Annotated in this window: 20 protein-coding genes; 14 read left to right on the top strand and 6 right to left on the bottom strand. The window is 64.6% G+C overall.

The genetic code is table 11. The features are described 5' to 3' along the window. Positions 1-4: 4 nt before the first annotated feature. Positions 5-451, bottom strand: coding sequence for an RbsD/FucU family protein (locus tag ACEN9P_RS00475; protein ID WP_495620784.1), 447 nt, complete (start codon positions 449-451; stop codon positions 5-7). Between the two features lie 131 nt (positions 452-582). Here ACEN9P_RS00475 and ACEN9P_RS00470 point away from each other — a divergent pair, with 131 nt between their 5' ends. From ACEN9P_RS00470 to ACEN9P_RS00460, 3 genes are read left to right on the top strand one after another with little or no spacing between them, the layout of a single operon-like run. Continuing rightward, positions 583-1,602, top strand: coding sequence for an aldo/keto reductase (locus tag ACEN9P_RS00470; protein WP_477664769.1), 1,020 nt, complete (start codon positions 583-585; stop codon positions 1,600-1,602). Further along, a complete protein-coding gene (locus tag ACEN9P_RS00465) occupies positions 1,599-2,465 on the top strand; it encodes an amidohydrolase family protein (protein WP_495620783.1) in 867 nt (288 codons plus the stop codon). Before ACEN9P_RS00470 ends, ACEN9P_RS00465 begins: the two co-directional genes overlap by 4 nt. Beyond that, entirely contained in the window at positions 2,462-2,980 is a 519-nt protein-coding gene (locus ACEN9P_RS00460; protein WP_495620782.1) for a GNAT family N-acetyltransferase, read from the top strand. Before ACEN9P_RS00465 ends, ACEN9P_RS00460 begins: the two co-directional genes overlap by 4 nt. A gap of 36 nt (positions 2,981-3,016) precedes the next feature. Here the strand turns inward: ACEN9P_RS00460 and ACEN9P_RS00455 are convergent, their stop codons facing one another. The 5 genes from ACEN9P_RS00455 to ACEN9P_RS00435 all read right to left on the bottom strand — a co-directional run bounded on the left by ACEN9P_RS00455 (position 3,017) and on the right by ACEN9P_RS00435 (position 6,622). Continuing rightward, positions 3,017-3,736 carry a TetR/AcrR family transcriptional regulator gene (locus ACEN9P_RS00455; protein ID WP_495620781.1) on the bottom strand — a complete coding sequence of 240 codons (720 nt, stop codon included), beginning with the start codon at positions 3,734-3,736 and terminating at the stop codon, positions 3,017-3,019. Positions 3,737-3,830: 94 nt separating this feature from the next. Continuing rightward, a complete protein-coding gene (locus tag ACEN9P_RS00450; protein ID WP_495620780.1) occupies positions 3,831-5,033 on the bottom strand; it encodes an MFS transporter in 1,203 nt (400 codons plus the stop codon). A gap of 32 nt (positions 5,034-5,065) precedes the next feature. Beyond that, complete coding sequence (locus ACEN9P_RS00445; protein ID WP_495620779.1) at positions 5,066-5,707, bottom strand: aquaporin; 642 nt, start codon at positions 5,705-5,707, stop codon at positions 5,066-5,068. 62 nt (positions 5,708-5,769) lie between these two features. Next, entirely contained in the window at positions 5,770-6,222 is a 453-nt protein-coding gene (locus ACEN9P_RS00440) for an ArsI/CadI family heavy metal resistance metalloenzyme (protein ID WP_495620778.1), read from the bottom strand. Positions 6,223-6,259: 37 nt separating this feature from the next. Next, on the bottom strand, positions 6,260-6,622 hold the full coding sequence (locus ACEN9P_RS00435; RefSeq protein ID WP_477701062.1) for an ArsR/SmtB family transcription factor: 363 nt from the start codon (positions 6,620-6,622) through the stop codon (positions 6,260-6,262). A gap of 105 nt (positions 6,623-6,727) precedes the next feature. On the opposite strand from ACEN9P_RS00435, the gene arsC reads away from it, so the two are divergent. The 11 genes from arsC to ACEN9P_RS00380 all read left to right on the top strand — a co-directional run bounded on the left by arsC (position 6,728) and on the right by ACEN9P_RS00380 (position 15,491). Beyond that, the gene (gene arsC / locus ACEN9P_RS00430) at positions 6,728-7,162 is read left to right on the top strand and encodes an arsenate reductase (glutaredoxin) (RefSeq protein WP_477664777.1); all 435 of its coding nucleotides are present in this window, start codon (positions 6,728-6,730) and stop codon (positions 7,160-7,162) included. 183 nt (positions 7,163-7,345) lie between these two features. Further along, positions 7,346-7,621 carry a hypothetical protein gene (locus ACEN9P_RS00425; RefSeq protein WP_477664778.1) on the top strand — a complete coding sequence of 92 codons (276 nt, stop codon included), beginning with the start codon at positions 7,346-7,348 and terminating at the stop codon, positions 7,619-7,621. A 111-nt stretch (positions 7,622-7,732) separates the two neighbouring features. Continuing rightward, entirely contained in the window at positions 7,733-8,599 is an 867-nt protein-coding gene (locus tag ACEN9P_RS00420) for a GNAT family N-acetyltransferase (protein WP_495620777.1), read from the top strand. Then, a complete protein-coding gene (locus tag ACEN9P_RS00415) occupies positions 8,599-9,462 on the top strand; it encodes a UDP-2,3-diacylglucosamine diphosphatase (protein ID WP_477664795.1) in 864 nt (287 codons plus the stop codon). Before ACEN9P_RS00420 ends, ACEN9P_RS00415 begins: the two co-directional genes overlap by 1 nt. Then, complete coding sequence (locus ACEN9P_RS00410) at positions 9,459-10,565, top strand: glycosyltransferase family 4 protein (protein WP_495620776.1); 1,107 nt, start codon at positions 9,459-9,461, stop codon at positions 10,563-10,565. Before ACEN9P_RS00415 ends, ACEN9P_RS00410 begins: the two co-directional genes overlap by 4 nt. Before the next feature lie 50 nt (positions 10,566-10,615). Continuing rightward, a complete protein-coding gene (ppk1, locus tag ACEN9P_RS00405; RefSeq protein WP_495620775.1) occupies positions 10,616-12,712 on the top strand; it encodes a polyphosphate kinase 1 in 2,097 nt (698 codons plus the stop codon). Between the two features lies 1 nt (position 12,713). Further along, complete coding sequence (locus tag ACEN9P_RS00400; protein ID WP_495620774.1) at positions 12,714-13,187, top strand: SixA phosphatase family protein; 474 nt, start codon at positions 12,714-12,716, stop codon at positions 13,185-13,187. A 75-nt stretch (positions 13,188-13,262) separates the two neighbouring features. Further along, the gene (locus ACEN9P_RS00395; protein WP_495620773.1) at positions 13,263-13,625 is read left to right on the top strand and encodes a hypothetical protein; all 363 of its coding nucleotides are present in this window, start codon (positions 13,263-13,265) and stop codon (positions 13,623-13,625) included. A 36-nt stretch (positions 13,626-13,661) separates the two neighbouring features. Next, the gene (locus ACEN9P_RS00390) at positions 13,662-14,015 is read left to right on the top strand and encodes a hypothetical protein (protein WP_495620772.1); all 354 of its coding nucleotides are present in this window, start codon (positions 13,662-13,664) and stop codon (positions 14,013-14,015) included. Positions 14,016-14,534: 519 nt separating this feature from the next. Continuing rightward, entirely contained in the window at positions 14,535-14,969 is a 435-nt protein-coding gene (locus ACEN9P_RS00385; protein ID WP_495620771.1) for a nuclear transport factor 2 family protein, read from the top strand. A 117-nt stretch (positions 14,970-15,086) separates the two neighbouring features. Then, positions 15,087-15,491: an iron chaperone gene (locus ACEN9P_RS00380; RefSeq protein WP_495620770.1), complete on the top strand. Its 405-nt coding sequence runs from the start codon at positions 15,087-15,089 to the stop codon at positions 15,489-15,491. Positions 15,492-15,568: the final 77 nt, after the last annotated feature.

The raw sequence follows: 15,568 nt of genomic DNA, 5'->3' as shown, positions 1-15,568 counted from the left end.
GGGATCAGCCGTGGTCGCTGGCGATGACACCCTTGCGCAGCAGGATGTTGCCGTACTTGCGCTGCTCGCCGGTCTGCAGGATCAGGAAGGCCGACTGCGCGCGTTCGTAAAACGCAAAACGCTCCAGCGAGGCGGCCGGGCGCTCGCCGGCCTGGTGCAGCACGGTGGTAAATTCGGCCACCGGCGCGGGAACCGCCTCGGGGTCGCCCACCACCTGCATGGTCCAGGCGGCTTCGGGCACGAAGTCATCCAGCGGCAGCAAACGCAGCACGGCGGCCAGCGCCTGCGGCGCGGTCACGCCCGCCAGCGCTACCAGCCGGGCGCCGCTTTGGCGGGCCACCTGGGCGGCCGGGAAATTGGCATCCACAATCGCCAGGTCATCGCCATGGCCCATGCTGGCCAGGGCATGCAGGGCGTCGGGAGTGAGCAGCGGTGGAATGTTCTTGAGCATGGGAGCAAGCGGTCTTGGCAGGGAAGCCCGGTTTTTGTGAAAACCTCGGGATTTCCCGCTGTCGATGACTGACATGTTAGTCATAACATAACTGAACTTTTATTGGGATTAACCCTGAATGCGGCTTTGACATGACGACTTTGGACATGGCCCCTGTGTTTTCCGCCTGCAAAGAAAGCGGCCTGCGGCTGGGCCTGGGCGGCGCGCCGCTGGGCAACCTGTTTGCCGCCGTGAGCGATGCCGAGGCCAGGGCGCTGGTCGACGCGGCCTGGGCTGACGGCTGCCGCACTTTCGACTCCGCGCCGCACTACGGCCACGGCCTGTCGGAGCGGCGGCTGGGCGACGCGCTGCGCGGCCACCCGCGGGACAGCTATGTGCTGTCGAGCAAGGTGGGCCGGCTGTTGTTGCCCGACGCGAACGCGGCGCGCGCCCAGCACGGTTATGTGGACATCCTGCCCTTCAACCAGGTGTGGGACTTCAGCGCCGCCGGTATCCGCCGCAGCGTGGAAGACAGCCTGCAGCGCCTGGGCCTGCCGCGGCTGGACGTGGTCTATGTGCACGACCCGGACGCGGCCTCGCACGGCGAACGCGCGCCCGCCGTGCTGCGCCAGCTGCTGGATGAGACCCTGCCCACGCTGCGCGCGATGAAGCATGAAGGGCTGATACGCGCCATCGGCCTGGGCACCAATGATGTGGCGGTGGTGCTGCAGGTGCTGCGCGAAGCCGGGCTGGACGTGCTGATGCTGGCCGGGCGCTACAGCCTGCTGGACCACAGCGCATTGCCGGCGCTGCTGCCGCAGTGCGCGGCGCGCGGCGTGCGCATCGCGCTGGGCGGCGTGTTCAATTCGGGCATCCTAGCGACCGGCGCGCGCGGCGGCACGGCCAGCTTCAACTATGCGCCGGCCGCCCGCGAATGGCTGGAGCGCACGGCCCGCATCGAGTCGGTTTGCGCGGCGCACGGCGTGCCGCTGCGCGCGGCGGCCCTGCAGTTTCCGCTGGCCCACCCGGCCATCGACATCGTGATGCTGGGCGCGCGCAGGGTCGCCGAGTGGGCCGATGCGGTGGCCATGATGCAGCACCCGATTCCCGCGGCCTTCTGGGCGGATCTGCGCGCCCAGGGCCTGTTGCCCGTGGAGGCACCGACACCATGAAAATCATCGATGCGCACTTTCACTGCTGGGAACTGGCGCGCGGCGACTACGGCTGGCTCACGCCGGCGCTGGCGCCCCTTTACCGCGACGTGGCCGTGGCCGACTGGCGGGCGCAGTCGCGGTCGCACGGCGTGCGCGGCGGTGTGCTGGTGCAGGCCGCGCCCACCGAGGCGGAAACGCAATTCCTGCTGGACCAGGCCGACGCCAACCCGGCGGTACTGGGTGTGGTCGGTTGGGTCGACATGCTGGCGGCCGACGCGCCGCGCCGCATAGAGGCATTGGCGCGGCACCCGCGGCTCAAGGGCTTGCGGCCCATGCTGCAGGACATCGCCGACCCTGAATGGATATTGCAGCCCGCGCTCGCCCCGGCCCTGCATGCCATGGCTGATTGCGGCCTGGTGTTCGACGCGCTGGTCAAGCCCGTGCACCTGCCGCACATCCTGACCCTGGCCAGCCGCCACCCCGGGCTGCGCATGGTGATAGACCACGGCGCCAAGCCCGATATCGCGGCGGGCCAGTGGCAGCCCTGGGCCGAGGGCATCGCGCGCATCGCAAAAGAAACGCCGGCCATGTGCAAACTCTCGGGCCTGCTGACCGAAGCCGGCCCGCGCCCCGCGCCGGGCGCGGTGCGGCGCTGGGCCGAGCATGTGCTGCAAAGCTTTGGCACGGACCGCGTCGTCTGGGGTAGCGACTGGCCGGTGCTGGAGCTGGCCGCTCCCTATGCGCTCTGGTGGGCCGTGTCGCGGCAATTGCTGGAAGACCTGGACATGGAAAGCCAAGCTGCGGTGATGGGCGGCAACGCGATAAGGCTTTATGGGCTTCACATTCCCCAAAAAAGCGGTATCCCTAAAATCGCCGGATGACCGAAGCCGCTGCCTCTTCTTTTTCTCCTCCTTCCCTGCGCGTCTGCCGCGCCGACTATGCGGACCCGGCGCACGCGCGTGCCCTGGTGCAACTGCTGGACAGCTATGCGCAGGACCCGGCCGGCGGCGGCAAGCCGCTCGGCGACTTCGCCAAAACCCACCTCGTGAAGGAACTCGCGGCCCGCCCGCAGGCTTTCAGCGTGCTCGCGTTTGACGGCGACAAGGCCGTGGGCCTGGTCAACTGCATCGAGGGCTTTTCCACGTTTGCCTGCCGCCCGCTGGTCAACATCCACGACGTGGCCGTGCTGCCCGGCCACCGCGGCCGTCGCATCGCCGAAAAAATGCTGGCGCTGGTGGACGAGATCGCGCGCGAGCGCGGCGCCTGCAAGCTGACGCTGGAAGTGCTGCAGGGCAACCTGGGTGCGGTCAAGCTTTACGAGCGCGTGGGCTTTGCGGGTTACCAGCTGGACCCGGCCATGGGGCAGGCGCGGTTTTTCCAGAAGTGGCTGGACTGAGTGATCCGGCCAACGAGTCTTGAGCCCTTCGCGGGTTCAAGCCTTGGGCTGTTTTGATCCAGTGTCGCGAGATGAGCCGCCAGCACGCGCGACCAGACGCTCCAGGTAGTTTTCAAACAGGCCCCGGGACGCCTGTTGGAACATGCGTATGTGCCCTGTGTGGCTGAGCACCAGCAGCCCGACCATGTGCGTGAACAAGGCCGTGATTTCGGCAAGCGCCTCGCCGGCCGGCATGCCGAGCGCTTCGAGCGCCTCCTGGGTGGGCAGCAGCGCATCGCGCAGCCGCTGCTTCAGGCGCTCGTCCAGTTCGGGCGCCAGTCCTCGCGGCTGCATGCCCTGGAACAGGTAAAAACCGAGGTCCAGCTCGCGCGGGTTGTCGCGGTAGAAATCAAAAAAAGCTGTCGCCGTGGCACGGCCCGCCGCCGCCGCTTCGCGATGGGACTGCGCGCGCGCGGCCTGGACCTTTTCGTTCAGGCGCTCCAGCGATTCGCCGAGCAGGGCCGCGTAAACCTCTTCCTTGCTCGCGAAGTAGCTGTAGATCGCGCCCGGCGTGTAGCCCGCGCGTTGGGCGATCTCACGGATGCTGGTGCCTTCGAGCCCATGCTCGAAGAAGACGGCGCGCGCCGCATCGAGCACCAGCGAGCGCCGCACGTCGGTGAGGGCTTGCCGGCGGACGTCCCGGGCCACGGAAGGACCCTGCACCGTGCGCGCACGGCCAGGTTTGCCGGGGCTGCCGGTTCTGGAGGGTTTGATCATTAAGGAACACTTTAACGCCTTGCGAAGTTGGCTAAACAGTGTTTAATCACAAAAAACACTGTCCAGCTTCCAGCTGAGCGCGCTTGCGCGCGGCTCAATCCTGGCGCGGGGCGGTCGCGGACGGATCGTGCAAGCGCATCAAGGCCGCGAAAGCCAGCAGTCCCAGCGCCGCTGAAAACCACAGCGCTCCCGCGCCGAAGCGGTCAATCGCCAGGCCGAACAGCCAGGGCGCCGTCGCCTGCGCAAAGCGCGCCGGCACCATCAAGAGGCCCTGGCGCGCGCCATAGTCGCGCACGCCGAACAGCACCAGCGGCAGCGTGCCTTTGGCAATCGTCAGCACGCCGTTGCCGGCGCCGTGCAGTACCGTAAACACCGCCCCGGCCGGCACGCCGAAAAACAGGAAAGCCGCCGCGCCCAGCGTGTGCAGGCTGCCGGCCACGCGCGCCGAGACCAGCGGGTGGATGTTGCGCAGCAGGCCGTATTCCAGCAGCCGGCCGGCCACCTGAGCGGGGCCGACCAGGCCGGCAAACACCAGCGCGGTGGCCAGCGGCACGCCGTGGGCCTGCAGCAGGCGCGGCAAATGCGAGGCCATGGCCGTGCTGATGAACCAGGTCACCGCAAACACCAGCGCCAGCAGCACCGCCGTGCGCGTGCCACTGCCGGATGCGGCGGGCGCAGCCGCTTCGGGCGGGGTCGCGTCCACATGTGGTGTGGCATCAATGGCTCTCACAGGCGAGGCCGGCAGCCGCCAGTTCAGCGGCAGGCCCAGCAGCAGGTGCAACACGGCCCAGGCCAGGCAGGTGGCGCGCCAGCCCCACTCAAGCTCCAGCCAGGCCGACAGCGGCCAGCCCACGGTGCTGGCAAAGCCGGCGAACAGCGTGATGCCGGTAATGGCACCGCGTGCATCCTTGCCGTACAAGTGCACCAACGCGGCAAATCCTGCTTCGTAAAGGCCCGCGGCCATGGCCACGCCCAGGATCACCCAACCGGCAATGAGGCCTACCGGCCCCTGCGCCAGTGCCAGCACAAGGAGGCCGGCGGCAAACACCAGGCTGTTGGCGGCCAGCACCGGCCGGCCGCCATGGCGGTCTATGGCTTTGCCCGCGGCCGGCCCCAGCAGGGCGGAGACCACCAGCGCGGCCGAGAAAGCGGCAAACACCGTGGGTGTGCTGACGCCCAGCTCGCGCGCCATGGGCACGGCCAGGATGGCGGGCAGGTAGTAGCTGGAAGCCCAGGCCAGGGTTTGGGCAATGCCCAGCTGGACGATGGTGGCGGTGCGGCTGCTTGTTCGACTCACGGCTGCAAGGGTAGCAAGAAAGGCCGTGGGCCTCAGCCTTTGCCGGCGCTTGCTTGCGACCCGCCCAGCGCCCGATGTAGCACCACGCCCGCCAACGCACCTGCTGCCTGGGCCAGTACAAAGCCGGGGGCGCTGGCCGGTGCGATGCCGGCAAAGCTGTCCGAGAGCATGCGGCCCAACACGGCCGCCGGGTTGGCAAACGAGGTGCTCGCGGTGAACCAGTAGGCCGCGCCTATGTAGCAGGCGACCATGGCCGGCGCCCTGGCCGCGGGCGCGCGCAGCACGACGAGGATCAGCCCGGCCGTCGCGACGGCTTCGGCCAGCCACTGGCCGGTTCCGCTGCGAATCTTGGCGCTGAGCTGCAGCAGGCTCATGTCAAACATCGCATGGGCCAACCAGGCGCCCGCGACCGCGCCCAGCAACTGGCCGGTGATAAACAGAAGGGTTCTTCGCGTGCGCTTGCCGGAGGCCGCGGTTTTGGGCCCGAGCACCAAGGTCACCAGCGGGTTGAAGTGCGCGCCGCTGACCGGGCCCAGCAATTCAATCAGCACATAAAGCGCAAACACCGTGGCCAGCGTGTTGGCCAGCAGGGCCACGCCCATGTTGCCGGCCGAAAGCCGCTCGGCCATGATGCCCGAGCCTATGACGGCACAGAGCAGGGCGGCTGTGCCCACGAACTCAGCGACAAGCTGGTGTGTAAGGCGGGGCTCCTGGCCTTGGGCGGCCGCTGCAGGCTTTAACAGCACGCCGCAGCCGCGCCCGATGTTTTGCTCTCAACCGCGGCGCAGCAGGCCGAAGCGGCGGCCGGCTTGGCTTCGCTGAATACCGGGATGCTGCCCAGCGTGTGGAACTGTTCCCAGGCAATGCCTTGCGGGTCGGTGAGCCAGTATTTGTCGCTGCGGGCGTAGCAGCAGGTGGTGGGACCTTCGTCGAGCAGGGTCATGTCGGCCCGGGTCGCGTTGGCTTTGAGTGCCTCGAGTTCCTCGGCCTGGTCGACCTGTATGCCCAGGTGGTCCACGCCGGGCGCATCACCGCGCGTGGAGATCGCGAAGTTGACCGGCGGGTCGCTGAGCATCCACTTGGCGTAGTCGGCTTCGGTGCGCGCGGGTTGCTGGTCGAACATGGCTGAATAAAAGGCGATGTTTTTTTCGAGGTCCTTCACGTGGACGTGTACATGGAAGCGTTTCATGGGGCTCTCCTGGGGTGGTAGGGGTGAGGGGGAGGGATCAGCAGGTGGCGCAACCGGCCTTGGGGCCGACTTCGCAGGCGCCGCCTTCGCAGCAGTGCTCGGTCAAATAGCCGAGCAGGGCGTTCATCTGGCCGAAATTGGCGCGGTAGATCAGGTTGCGGCCGCGCGCCTCGCTGCTGGCCAGGCCCGAATGCGACAGTTCTTTGAGGTGGAAAGACAGCGCACTGGCGGCGATGCCCAACTGCTCGGCGATGGCGCCCGGCGTCAGCCCCTCGGGGCCGGCGACCACCAGGGCGCGAAAAGCGCGCAGGCGCTGGGCCTGGGCCAGGGCGGCCAGCGCCTTGACGGCGGCGCTTTCATCGAGAACGGTCGATGGCTGGTTTTGTATTAAAGATTCCATAATTCAAATATAATTGAATTATTGAATCGAGGCAAGTTGCCGTATTCTCAGCCCTCTCTTTTCATCCCCTTTTCTCAACCCGTCCACTTCCAGGAGCGAAACCGCATGCCAGCCGTCCCCCAGGTCACGATTTACCACAACCCCAAATGCGGCACTTCGCGTAATGTGCTGGGGCTGATCCGCAATGCCGGCATAGAGCCCGAAATCATCGAATATCTCAAGACGCCGCCCACGCGCGAAAAACTGCGGGAACTGGTTGCGCAGATGGCCGTGTCCGTGAGTGACGTGATACGGCAAAAGGAATCCATCTACCAGGAGCTGGGCCTGGGCGCGCTCGGCGATGAGGCGCTGCTGGATGCCATGCTGGCCCATCCGGTGCTGATCAACCGGCCCATCGTCGTCACGCCGCTGGCCACACGCCTGTGCCGGCCGTCGGAAGCCGTGCTGGACATCCTGCCCTTGCCGCAGCGTGGCGCCTTCGCCAAAGAAGACGGCGAGCAGGTCGTCAATGAGCGCGGCGAGCGCGTGGCCAAGCCTTAAGTCCCGCCGCCTTGCCTTATCCCGGCGCGCGGACTCGCGCGCCGCGGTCTCCCCCGCGGATTTCTACTCCGCCTTCTCCCGGCCTGTGGCTTCCCAGCCACGCCTGCAGGCCCGCTGCGCCGTGTCACACAACTGCCATTGAACTGACACGAACGCGTCACCCCCCACTCCCAGAATCACGTCATGACCAGCATGACTGAGCACCCGTTGGGACTCCCTTCACATGACAGGCAGGACGCAGGCGCCGCCCGCGGCCTGGGCGCCGGCATACAGGACCTGAACAAGCAGTGCCTGCGCATTTTGCGCTGCACGGCCCAGGCCCTGGCTAACAGTCCCGGCGGCCTGCGCTTCAAGGCCGGTACCCGGCCCTGGCTGGAGGGTTTGTCGAATGCGCGGCCGGCGCTGATGGCCGGCCTGGGGCGACCCGGCAAGGCGGTTTCGCTGTCCGCTGGTGATTGAGTGTCCAAGCCCCTTTATGGGGCTTTTTTACAGGCGGCGAAGAAATGCCGCGCGTCAGTGAGCTTGCCGAAGTTGTTGAGACACAAGGAAACAAGGAACAAGGAGTTAGCCATGAAAGAACTGCCCAATCCCACTTTTGCATTGTCGCCCGTCGCAATGCCACGGGGGTCACTTCATCAAAGCGGTCATGCTGTCGGTCCAGCCCCTGTTCAAAGGGCTTCCGTGGGGAAAATCTCGGTCAGCTGGGCCCGGCACCAGGACGAGGTCCGGCAGGCGCAACGCCTGAGGTACCAGGTCTTTGCGCTCGAGATGGGCGCCACGCTGTCCAAGACGCTGCCCGGCCACGACGTGGACCTGTTTGACGATTATTGCGAGCACCTGCTGGTGCGCGACGCCGACAGCCAGGAAGTGATAGGCACCTACCGCGTGCTCACGCCCACCCAGGCCAAGCGCGTGGGCAGCACTTACAGCGACACCGAGTTCGACCTGACGCGGCTGCGCGCGCTGCGCGAGCGCATGGTCGAGCTGGGCCGCAGCTGCGTGCATGCCGACCACCGCCACGGCGGCGTCATTCTGGCGCTGTGGGGTGCGCTGGCCGAATTCATGTCGCGCAACCAGCTCGACACCATGATTGGCTGCGCCAGCATCCCGATGCAGCACAACGGCGTGTCCAACGGCCACGCGGCCGCCAGCATCTGGCGCCAGGTGCGCCAGACGCACCTGGCCCCCATCGAGTACCGCGTCACGCCGCGCCTGGCGCTGCCTGTCGAAAAGCTCGACGACACGCTGGACGTGGAGCCGCCCGCGCTGATCAAGGGTTATTTGCGCCTGGGCGCCAAGGTGCTGGGTGCGCCGGCCTGGGACCCGGATTTCAACTCGGCCGACCTGCCCATGATGATGCGCATCGCCGACCTGCCGCCGCGTTACCTCAAGCATTTTTCCGGCAAACCGGTGCCGGGCAACGCCGCGGAGGCCTGATGCGCAACATGTTTGACGCCATGGGGGCGCTGGGCAACGGCTTCGGCGGGGGGGAGGGCGACCACGACGATGACGATTCGCTGCGCAAGCGCTATCGCACCATCTTCATTTCCGACATCCACCTGGGCACGCCCGGCTGCCAGGCGGCGGCCCTGCTGGACTTCCTCAAGGCCCACCCCAGCGACAACTTGTACCTGGTCGGCGACATCGTGGACGGCTGGCAGCTGCGCCGCCGCTGGTACTGGCCGCAGTCGCACAACGACGTGGTGCAAAAACTGCTGCGCCGCGCCCGCAAGGGTTGCCGCGTGGTGTATGTACCAGGCAACCACGATGAGTTTGCGCGTGAATTTATCGGCAACCAGTTCGGCGGCATCGAGGTCATCGATGAAGCCGTGCATACCACCGCCGACGGCCGCCAGCTGTGGATCATCCACGGCGACTACTTCGATGCGGTGGTGCAGTGCGCCAAATGGCTCGCCTATGTGGGCGACAACCTGTATGAATTCACGCTCAAACTCAACCGCTATCTGAATGGCCTGCGCGCCCGCATGGGGCTGCCCTACTGGTCGCTGTCGGCCTACCTGAAACAAAAGGTCAAGAGCGCGCTCAATTACGTCACCGACTTCGAGGTGGCGGTGGCCAACGAGGCGCGCCGGCGCGGCCACCAGGGCGTGGTCTGCGGCCACATCCACCGCGCCGAGATGCGCGAGATCAACGGCGTGCTCTACTGCAATGACGGCGACTGGGTGGAAAGCCGCACCGCGCTGGTCGAAAACTTCGACGGCACGCTGGAGCTGGTGCACTGGGCGCCGGCCCATGAGACCCAGGGCCGCGGCCACGCCGCCTCCACGGTGGTCGCATGAGGATCGCCCTGGTCACCGACGCCTGGCAGCCGCAGGTCAACGGCGTCGTCACCACGCTGGTGGAGCTGGTGCGCGAACTCGCGGAACTGGGCCACCAGGTGGAAGTCATCCACCCGAATCTCTTCAAGACGCGGCCTTGCCCCGGTTATGCCGGCATAGACCTGGCGGTGCGCCCCAAGCGCGGGCTGACCGATAAGCTGGACGCCTTCCAGCCCGAAGCCATCCACATCGCCACCGAAGGCCCGCTGGGCTGGGCGGCGCGCGGCTATTGCCTCAAGCGCGGCCTGCGCTTTACCACGGCCTTTCACACCAAATTTCCCGAGATACTGCATGCGGCGCTCAAAATCCCGCTGTCCTGGGGTTACGCGCTGTTCCGCCACTTCCACAGGCCTTCGTCGGGCGTGATGGTGCCCACCCAGGGCGTGCTGCGCATGCTGGAGCAGCGCGGCTTTAAAAACCTGCGCGGCTGGACGCATGGCGTGGACACCGTGCTTTTCGGTTTTGAGCCGCAGCCGCGCCCGCACCCGCCCATGGGCACGCTGCTGCGCCCGGTGTCGCTGTTTGTGGGCCGGGTGTCCTACGAAAAAAACATCGAATCCTTCCTCAAGCTGGACATCCCCGGCACCAAGGTGGTCTGCGGCGTGGGGCCGCTGGAAGAGTCCCTCCAGCAGCGCTACCCCCAGGTCCGCTGGATGGGCGTGCTGGCCCGCGACGAACTGGCCAAGGTCTATGCCGCGGCCGACGTCTTTGTTTTCCCGAGCCGCTCGGAAACCTTCGGCTTGGTGATGCTCGAAGCCATGGCCGCCGGCACGCCGGTGGCGGCTTATCCGGTCGACGGCCCGCTGGAAGTGCTCGGCAAAGCCGACGGAAGCTGTCACGGTGGTGTCATGAATGAAGATTTGCAACAGGCTTGTTACGGTGCGCTGGCCGTGCCGCGCCATGAAGCGCGCCAACGCGCGCTGGACTTCAGCTGGGGCCATGCGGCCCAGCTTTTTGAGTCTTTCCTCGTAGCCGCTGGACACAACAAGGTCATGGGCAGCACTTGCCAGCCATTTCAGGCCGGTGCACCATCAGTCAAAAGTACTGTCACGCCATTGTCATGAAACACGTCAACACTGTGACTTGTTACTAATGACACGTAAATGCCTTGTTGATGCCCACTTCACCCGCTTCGGTGGCCGCCGCCGCGCCCCCTGTCCAGTTCCTGGACCGCGACCACAGCATTCTCGCCTTTAATGAGCGGGTGCTGGACTGGGCCAAGCGCCCGGATGTGCCGCTGCTGGAACGGCTGAGGTTTTTGTGCATTGTGTCGTCCAACCTGGACGAGTTTTTTGAGGTCCGCACCGCGCCCCACCTGACGGCGGCCCAGGCCAATGAGCAAAAGGCGCCGTATTCGGTGCAGTCCTTCAAGGCCTTGTCGTCCGCCGCGCACGACATGGTGGCGCGCCAGTATTCGCTTTACAACGACGACCTGCTGCCGGCCTTTGAGCGCCAGGGCATACGCATCGTCTCGCACGGCGAGCGCAACACCGCCCAGCGGCGCTGGGTCAAGGAGTATTTCGAGCGGGAAGTGCGGCCACTGCTGATACCGGTCGGGCTGGACCCGTCCCACCCCTTTCCGCAGGTGGCCAACAAGTCGCTCAACTTCATCGTGCGGCTAGGCGGCCATGACGCCTTCGGCCGCGAGAACGACATCGCCATCGTCAAGGTGCCGCGCGTGCTGCCGCGGCTGATCCACATGCCCTCGCGCGGCCACCACAAGGAAGACAGGCTGTTCGTCTCGCTCTCCAGCGTGATACGCGCCCACCTGGCCGAGCTGTTTCCCGGCCGCGAAGTCGGGCAGTTTTCGCAGTTCCGCGTCACCCGGCATTCGGACCTCGCGGTGGACGAGGACGACGTCAAAAACCTGCGCACCGCCTTGCGCCAGGGGCTGGAGCAGCGCCACTACGGCCAGGCCGTGCGGCTGGAGGTGTCGGCCGGCTGCTCGGAATACCTGGCCAACTTCCTGCTCAAGCAGTTCAACCTGCCGGCGCCGTCGCTGTACCGCGTTCACGGCCCGGTGAACCTGGTGCGCCTCACGCAGCTGGTGGACCTGGTCAACGATCCCAAGCTGCTGTTCCCCAGCTACCGCCCCTGCTACCCGACGCAGCTGCAGCCAGGCCAGTCCTTTTTCGAGCGGCTCAAGGAAGGCGACGTGTCCATCCACCAGCCCTTCGAGAGTTTTGACGGCGTGCTCGCCTTCCTGCGCGAGGCCGTCAACGACCCGCAGGTGCTGGCGATCAAGCAGACGATTTACCGCACCGGCGCCGATTCGGAGCTGATGGTGCTGCTGCGCGAGGCCGTGCGGCGCGGCAAGGAAGTCACCGTGGTGGTGGAGCTCAAGGCGCGCTTTGACGAAGAGGCCAACATCAACTGGGCGGAAATGCTGGAATCCATAGGCGCGCAGGTGGTGTACGGCGTGGTGGGCCTGAAGACCCATGCCAAGATGCTGCTGGTCACGCGCCGCGAAGGCCGGCAGCTGGCGCGATACGCACACCTGTCCACCGGCAACTACAACCCGCGCACGGCGCGGCTTTATACCGACATCAGCTACCTCACGGCGGATCCGCTGATGACGGCCGACATCGACAACGTGTTTGTGCACCTGGCCAGCCAGAGCCGCCTGCCCAAGCTGCACCACCTGTTGCTCGCGCCTTTCCAGCTGCACCACAAGCTGATCGAAAAAATCGATGCGCTGGGCGCGGCCGCCCTGCAGGGCAAGGACACGCGCCTGGTGGCCAAGATGAATGCGCTGACCGATGAAGACCTGATGCTGGCGCTGGTGAGGGCAGGGCGCTGCGGCGTAAAGATCGACCTGATCGTGCGCGGCGCCTGCATGCTGCCGGCCCAGGTGCCGGGCGTGACCGACAACATCCGCGTGCGCTCCATCATTGGCCGCTTTCTGGAGCATTCGCGCGTCTTCTACTTCCGCTGCGCCGAAGAGGAGACCCTGCTGCTATCCAGTGCCGACTGGATGAACCGCAACATGCTGCGCCGGGTCGAGCTGGCCTGGCCGGTGACCGACCCGGTGATTCGCCAGCGCATCATCGACGAATGCCTGGTGGCCTACCTGCACGACGGGCGCGACGCCTGGGATTTGCAGCCCGACGGCAGCTACCTTCGTGTGAGTTCGCAGGGCGAGCTGCCGCGGCATGGCGCGCAGGCGGCCCTGATGGCCCGCTATTCGGCTCCCCAACACCAGGACAAATGACATGGACCTCATCTTGTGGCGTCATGCGGAGGCAGAAGACTGGCCAGAAGGTGATCCCCAAGGATGCAGCGACCTGGAGCGCTCACTCACGGCCCGCGGCGAGAAGCAGGCGGCCCGCATGGCCAACTGGCTGGACCGCCAGCTGCCCGAGGGCGCGCGCATTTTTGTGAGCCCGGCACGCCGCTGCGAGCAGACCGCGCTCGCGCTGGGCCGCAAGTACAAGATCAGGAACGAACTGGCGCCCGACGCCACGGCCGCGCAGCTGCTGGAACTGGTGCAGTGGCCTTCGGCCAAGTCGCCCATCCTGGTGGTGGGCCACCAGCCCATACTCGGTGAAACCATCGCCCATCTGCTGGGCCTGCAGGCCACCGATTGCCCTGTCAAGAAGGGCGCGCTCTGGTGGCTGCGCAGCCGGGACCGCGAAGGCCACAACCAGACCGTGGTGGTGACGGTGCAGTCGCCCGAAGTGCTCTGAAATAGCTGGCAGCTCCTTGGGTTATGCTGCGGGCTTTGCGGCATTCACGACCTTTAAGCACAGGGGGATATAGAGATGCGTCTGGCTGTTTGTGTGTTTCTTGCCGGTCTTTCGTTCGGAATCCATGCGCAGCCCGCGCCCGCCGGAATCAAGGAGATGATCGTGACCGGAGGGCTTTCCAGCGGAAAGACTTACCAGGTCGCCGAACATTGCGGCGCATCCGCGGAGACGCTCAAGGCCTACAAGGCGCGGTTTGACGCTGATACCAGGGGCGGAGAGCAACTCTACGCCAGCCTCGGAGTCAACATCGAGCAAGTCTTTCTTCAAGGGCGCAAAGAGGGCGACTCCTTTTATGCGAGCATCAAGGCCGCGCCGAATCGCGACGTGGTTTGTTCGCAAACACTGGCGCTGGTCAAGAGCCAGGCGGCGAAGCAGTGAAATGCATTCCAGCCCATTCATCGCGAGGCCTTACAAATGAATGACCTTGTTGCCGAGTATCGAGCCATGCCGTGGGCTACGGACCATTTGCCGGATTCCGGCTTGAATCATCGCAAATGCGAAATCATTCGAGCGCTTGATTCTGAGGCGAACCAGAACGATGTTTCCCGGTTACTTCTTGATGTGCTCCGGGAACCCCTGGAGTTTGATCTGGCGCGGGTTGAGGCCATTCAAGTGGTCGGGCTCTACGTCGATGAGAGCAGCGCTTTGCGCAATGAACTCTTCAATGAGGTCATTCGTATATTCAACAGCGAAGAGGAAGATGAGATGCTCCAGGGTTGGGCTGAGCGGTACGTGGAACGCCTGGAGCAAGCGCTGGAAAACAAGTGATTCATCCATGAGCGTGCGTTATCCGGCAACCGCGTACCTTCAACTTTGGGCATCGAAAGGACACCTGCAAGGAGTCGCCGCCGTGGCAATCAAGATCAAGCACGATGACGATCAATTAGATCGCAACCGCCACGTTATGCTGCAGGTTTTGCGGCATACATCACGTTAGACCTCAGTAGTTTCTATCGCGAGCCTCTATGCCCCAAGAGAAGATTCCAGTCGTTATGTCACACCCGCATTGGATTCGTATGCACATCTCCAGGTCACTCGCGGTCGCCCTGTTCTCTGCGGCCCATGTCGCCATAGCTGCTGCTCAATCAGGAATTCCGGAGGTGGATGCGTCATGCCGGCAGAAAAAATGACTGAACGATCTAACGAGTTGATCGACATGGACCCACAACCCCAGGAGGCGGCTTTGCCGCGAGTTGTTGTGAGCCGGTCATTTTTACATTAGGCGTCGCAAGATACGGCGCATTCATTCGGGGGTTTTAAATGTCTCTCACTTTTTCTCCATCTGACTTGGCTACACGCCTGGCGGTCGAGGACGCCGTCGTTCAGATGTTCGTTGCCACCGATGAACGAGACTGGCCAGTGCTGGAGAGTTGTTTTACCAGTCCCTTTACGCTCGACATGACCTCCATGGTCGGTGGAACGCCGACCGAAATGACTCCAAACCAGGTGGCTCAGGCGTGGGCTGCCGGATTCAAACCGCTCGACCGCGTTCACCATCAGGTTGGCAACCTTCGAACTGAGATCAGTGGTAATCAAGCGCTTGTCAGATGCCACGGCGTGGCCTTCCACCACCGGGGCAATGCAATCGGCCTCAAGACCCGCATCTTTGTGGGAACGTACGAACTGCAGTTGCAGCTCTTCCCGGACAGATGGCGCATCTCCCGGCTGGTCTTCAAGCTCAAGTTCATCGAGGGCAACCTCGAGCTTGAGAAGTCGGCGTAGCTGTGAGAACGGCGTTTAATCCTTCCATCGAGCGGGCGTCTTCCAGCGAGCTTTGCTTGCGTCCAGCGGCCCCTCATGTCAAACGTTATGCCGCACAACCACACGTGGAGACGAGTTATGGCGAAGAAATCCAGCAGCGCAACGAAGATCGTCGTACCTGGTGGCGTTGACGAGTACATCAAAGCCAGCCCGCAAGAGGTACGCCCCCAACTGGAGGACATGCGCGATGCTATTCAAAGCGCTTCTCCCGGCAGCTCAGAAACGGTCAGCTATTTTCAGATGCCGGGCTACTACTATGAAGGCTATGACTACAACGGGATGTTTGCCTGGTTTAGCTATAAGAAGCCATTTGTCCGTCTCCATGTGCGCCCACCGGTGCTCGAAGACCACAGCAAAGAAATTGGTGTCTATGCCAAGACCAAGGCGATTGTCAGTTTCCCGGTTGATGAGCCAATACCAAAGGCGTTGATAAAGAAACTGGTGAAAGCGAGTATTAAAGTGATGAAACAAAATGCGGAATGACAAGGCGTTCCGAACGGACGCATTTGCCCTATCCGGCGTTTGCGTGCGCAAAAGCTGCACCACCGTAGACTCAATCC

The organism is Polaromonas sp. Polasp52, assembly GCF_059491565.1.
The sequence above is the reverse complement of the archived record's forward strand: the minus strand, read 5'-3'. Positions and strand labels throughout refer to the sequence as shown.

Excerpts from the sequence above, each read along its gene's own strand:
- ACEN9P_RS00460 (WP_495620782.1), top strand. The coding sequence starts at position 2,462 with ATGACCGAAGCCGCTGCCTCTTCTTTTTCTCCTCCTTCCCTGCGCGTC.
- ACEN9P_RS00465 (WP_495620783.1), top strand. The coding sequence starts at position 1,599 with ATGAAAATCATCGATGCGCACTTTCACTGCTGGGAACTGGCGCGCGGC.
- ACEN9P_RS00455 (WP_495620781.1), bottom strand. The coding sequence starts at position 3,736 with ATGATCAAACCCTCCAGAACCGGCAGCCCCGGCAAACCTGGCCGTGCG.
- ACEN9P_RS00435 (WP_477701062.1), bottom strand. The coding sequence starts at position 6,622 with ATGGAATCTTTAATACAAAACCAGCCATCGACCGTTCTCGATGAAAGC.
- ACEN9P_RS00420 (WP_495620777.1), top strand. The coding sequence starts at position 7,733 with ATGAAAGAACTGCCCAATCCCACTTTTGCATTGTCGCCCGTCGCAATG.
- ACEN9P_RS00380 (WP_495620770.1), top strand. The coding sequence starts at position 15,087 with ATGGCGAAGAAATCCAGCAGCGCAACGAAGATCGTCGTACCTGGTGGC.
- ACEN9P_RS00390 (WP_495620772.1), top strand. The coding sequence starts at position 13,662 with ATGAATGACCTTGTTGCCGAGTATCGAGCCATGCCGTGGGCTACGGAC.
- ACEN9P_RS00415 (WP_477664795.1), top strand. The coding sequence starts at position 8,599 with ATGCGCAACATGTTTGACGCCATGGGGGCGCTGGGCAACGGCTTCGGC.
- ACEN9P_RS00475 (WP_495620784.1), bottom strand. The coding sequence starts at position 451 with ATGCTCAAGAACATTCCACCGCTGCTCACTCCCGACGCCCTGCATGCC.
- ACEN9P_RS00395 (WP_495620773.1), top strand. The coding sequence starts at position 13,263 with ATGCGTCTGGCTGTTTGTGTGTTTCTTGCCGGTCTTTCGTTCGGAATC.
- ACEN9P_RS00425 (WP_477664778.1), top strand. The coding sequence starts at position 7,346 with ATGACCAGCATGACTGAGCACCCGTTGGGACTCCCTTCACATGACAGG.
- arsC (WP_477664777.1), top strand. The coding sequence starts at position 6,728 with ATGCCAGCCGTCCCCCAGGTCACGATTTACCACAACCCCAAATGCGGC.
- ppk1 (WP_495620775.1), top strand. The coding sequence starts at position 10,616 with ATGCCCACTTCACCCGCTTCGGTGGCCGCCGCCGCGCCCCCTGTCCAG.
- ACEN9P_RS00400 (WP_495620774.1), top strand. The coding sequence starts at position 12,714 with ATGGACCTCATCTTGTGGCGTCATGCGGAGGCAGAAGACTGGCCAGAA.
- ACEN9P_RS00440 (WP_495620778.1), bottom strand. The coding sequence starts at position 6,222 with ATGAAACGCTTCCATGTACACGTCCACGTGAAGGACCTCGAAAAAAAC.
- ACEN9P_RS00470 (WP_477664769.1), top strand. The coding sequence starts at position 583 with ATGACGACTTTGGACATGGCCCCTGTGTTTTCCGCCTGCAAAGAAAGC.
- ACEN9P_RS00410 (WP_495620776.1), top strand. The coding sequence starts at position 9,459 with ATGAGGATCGCCCTGGTCACCGACGCCTGGCAGCCGCAGGTCAACGGC.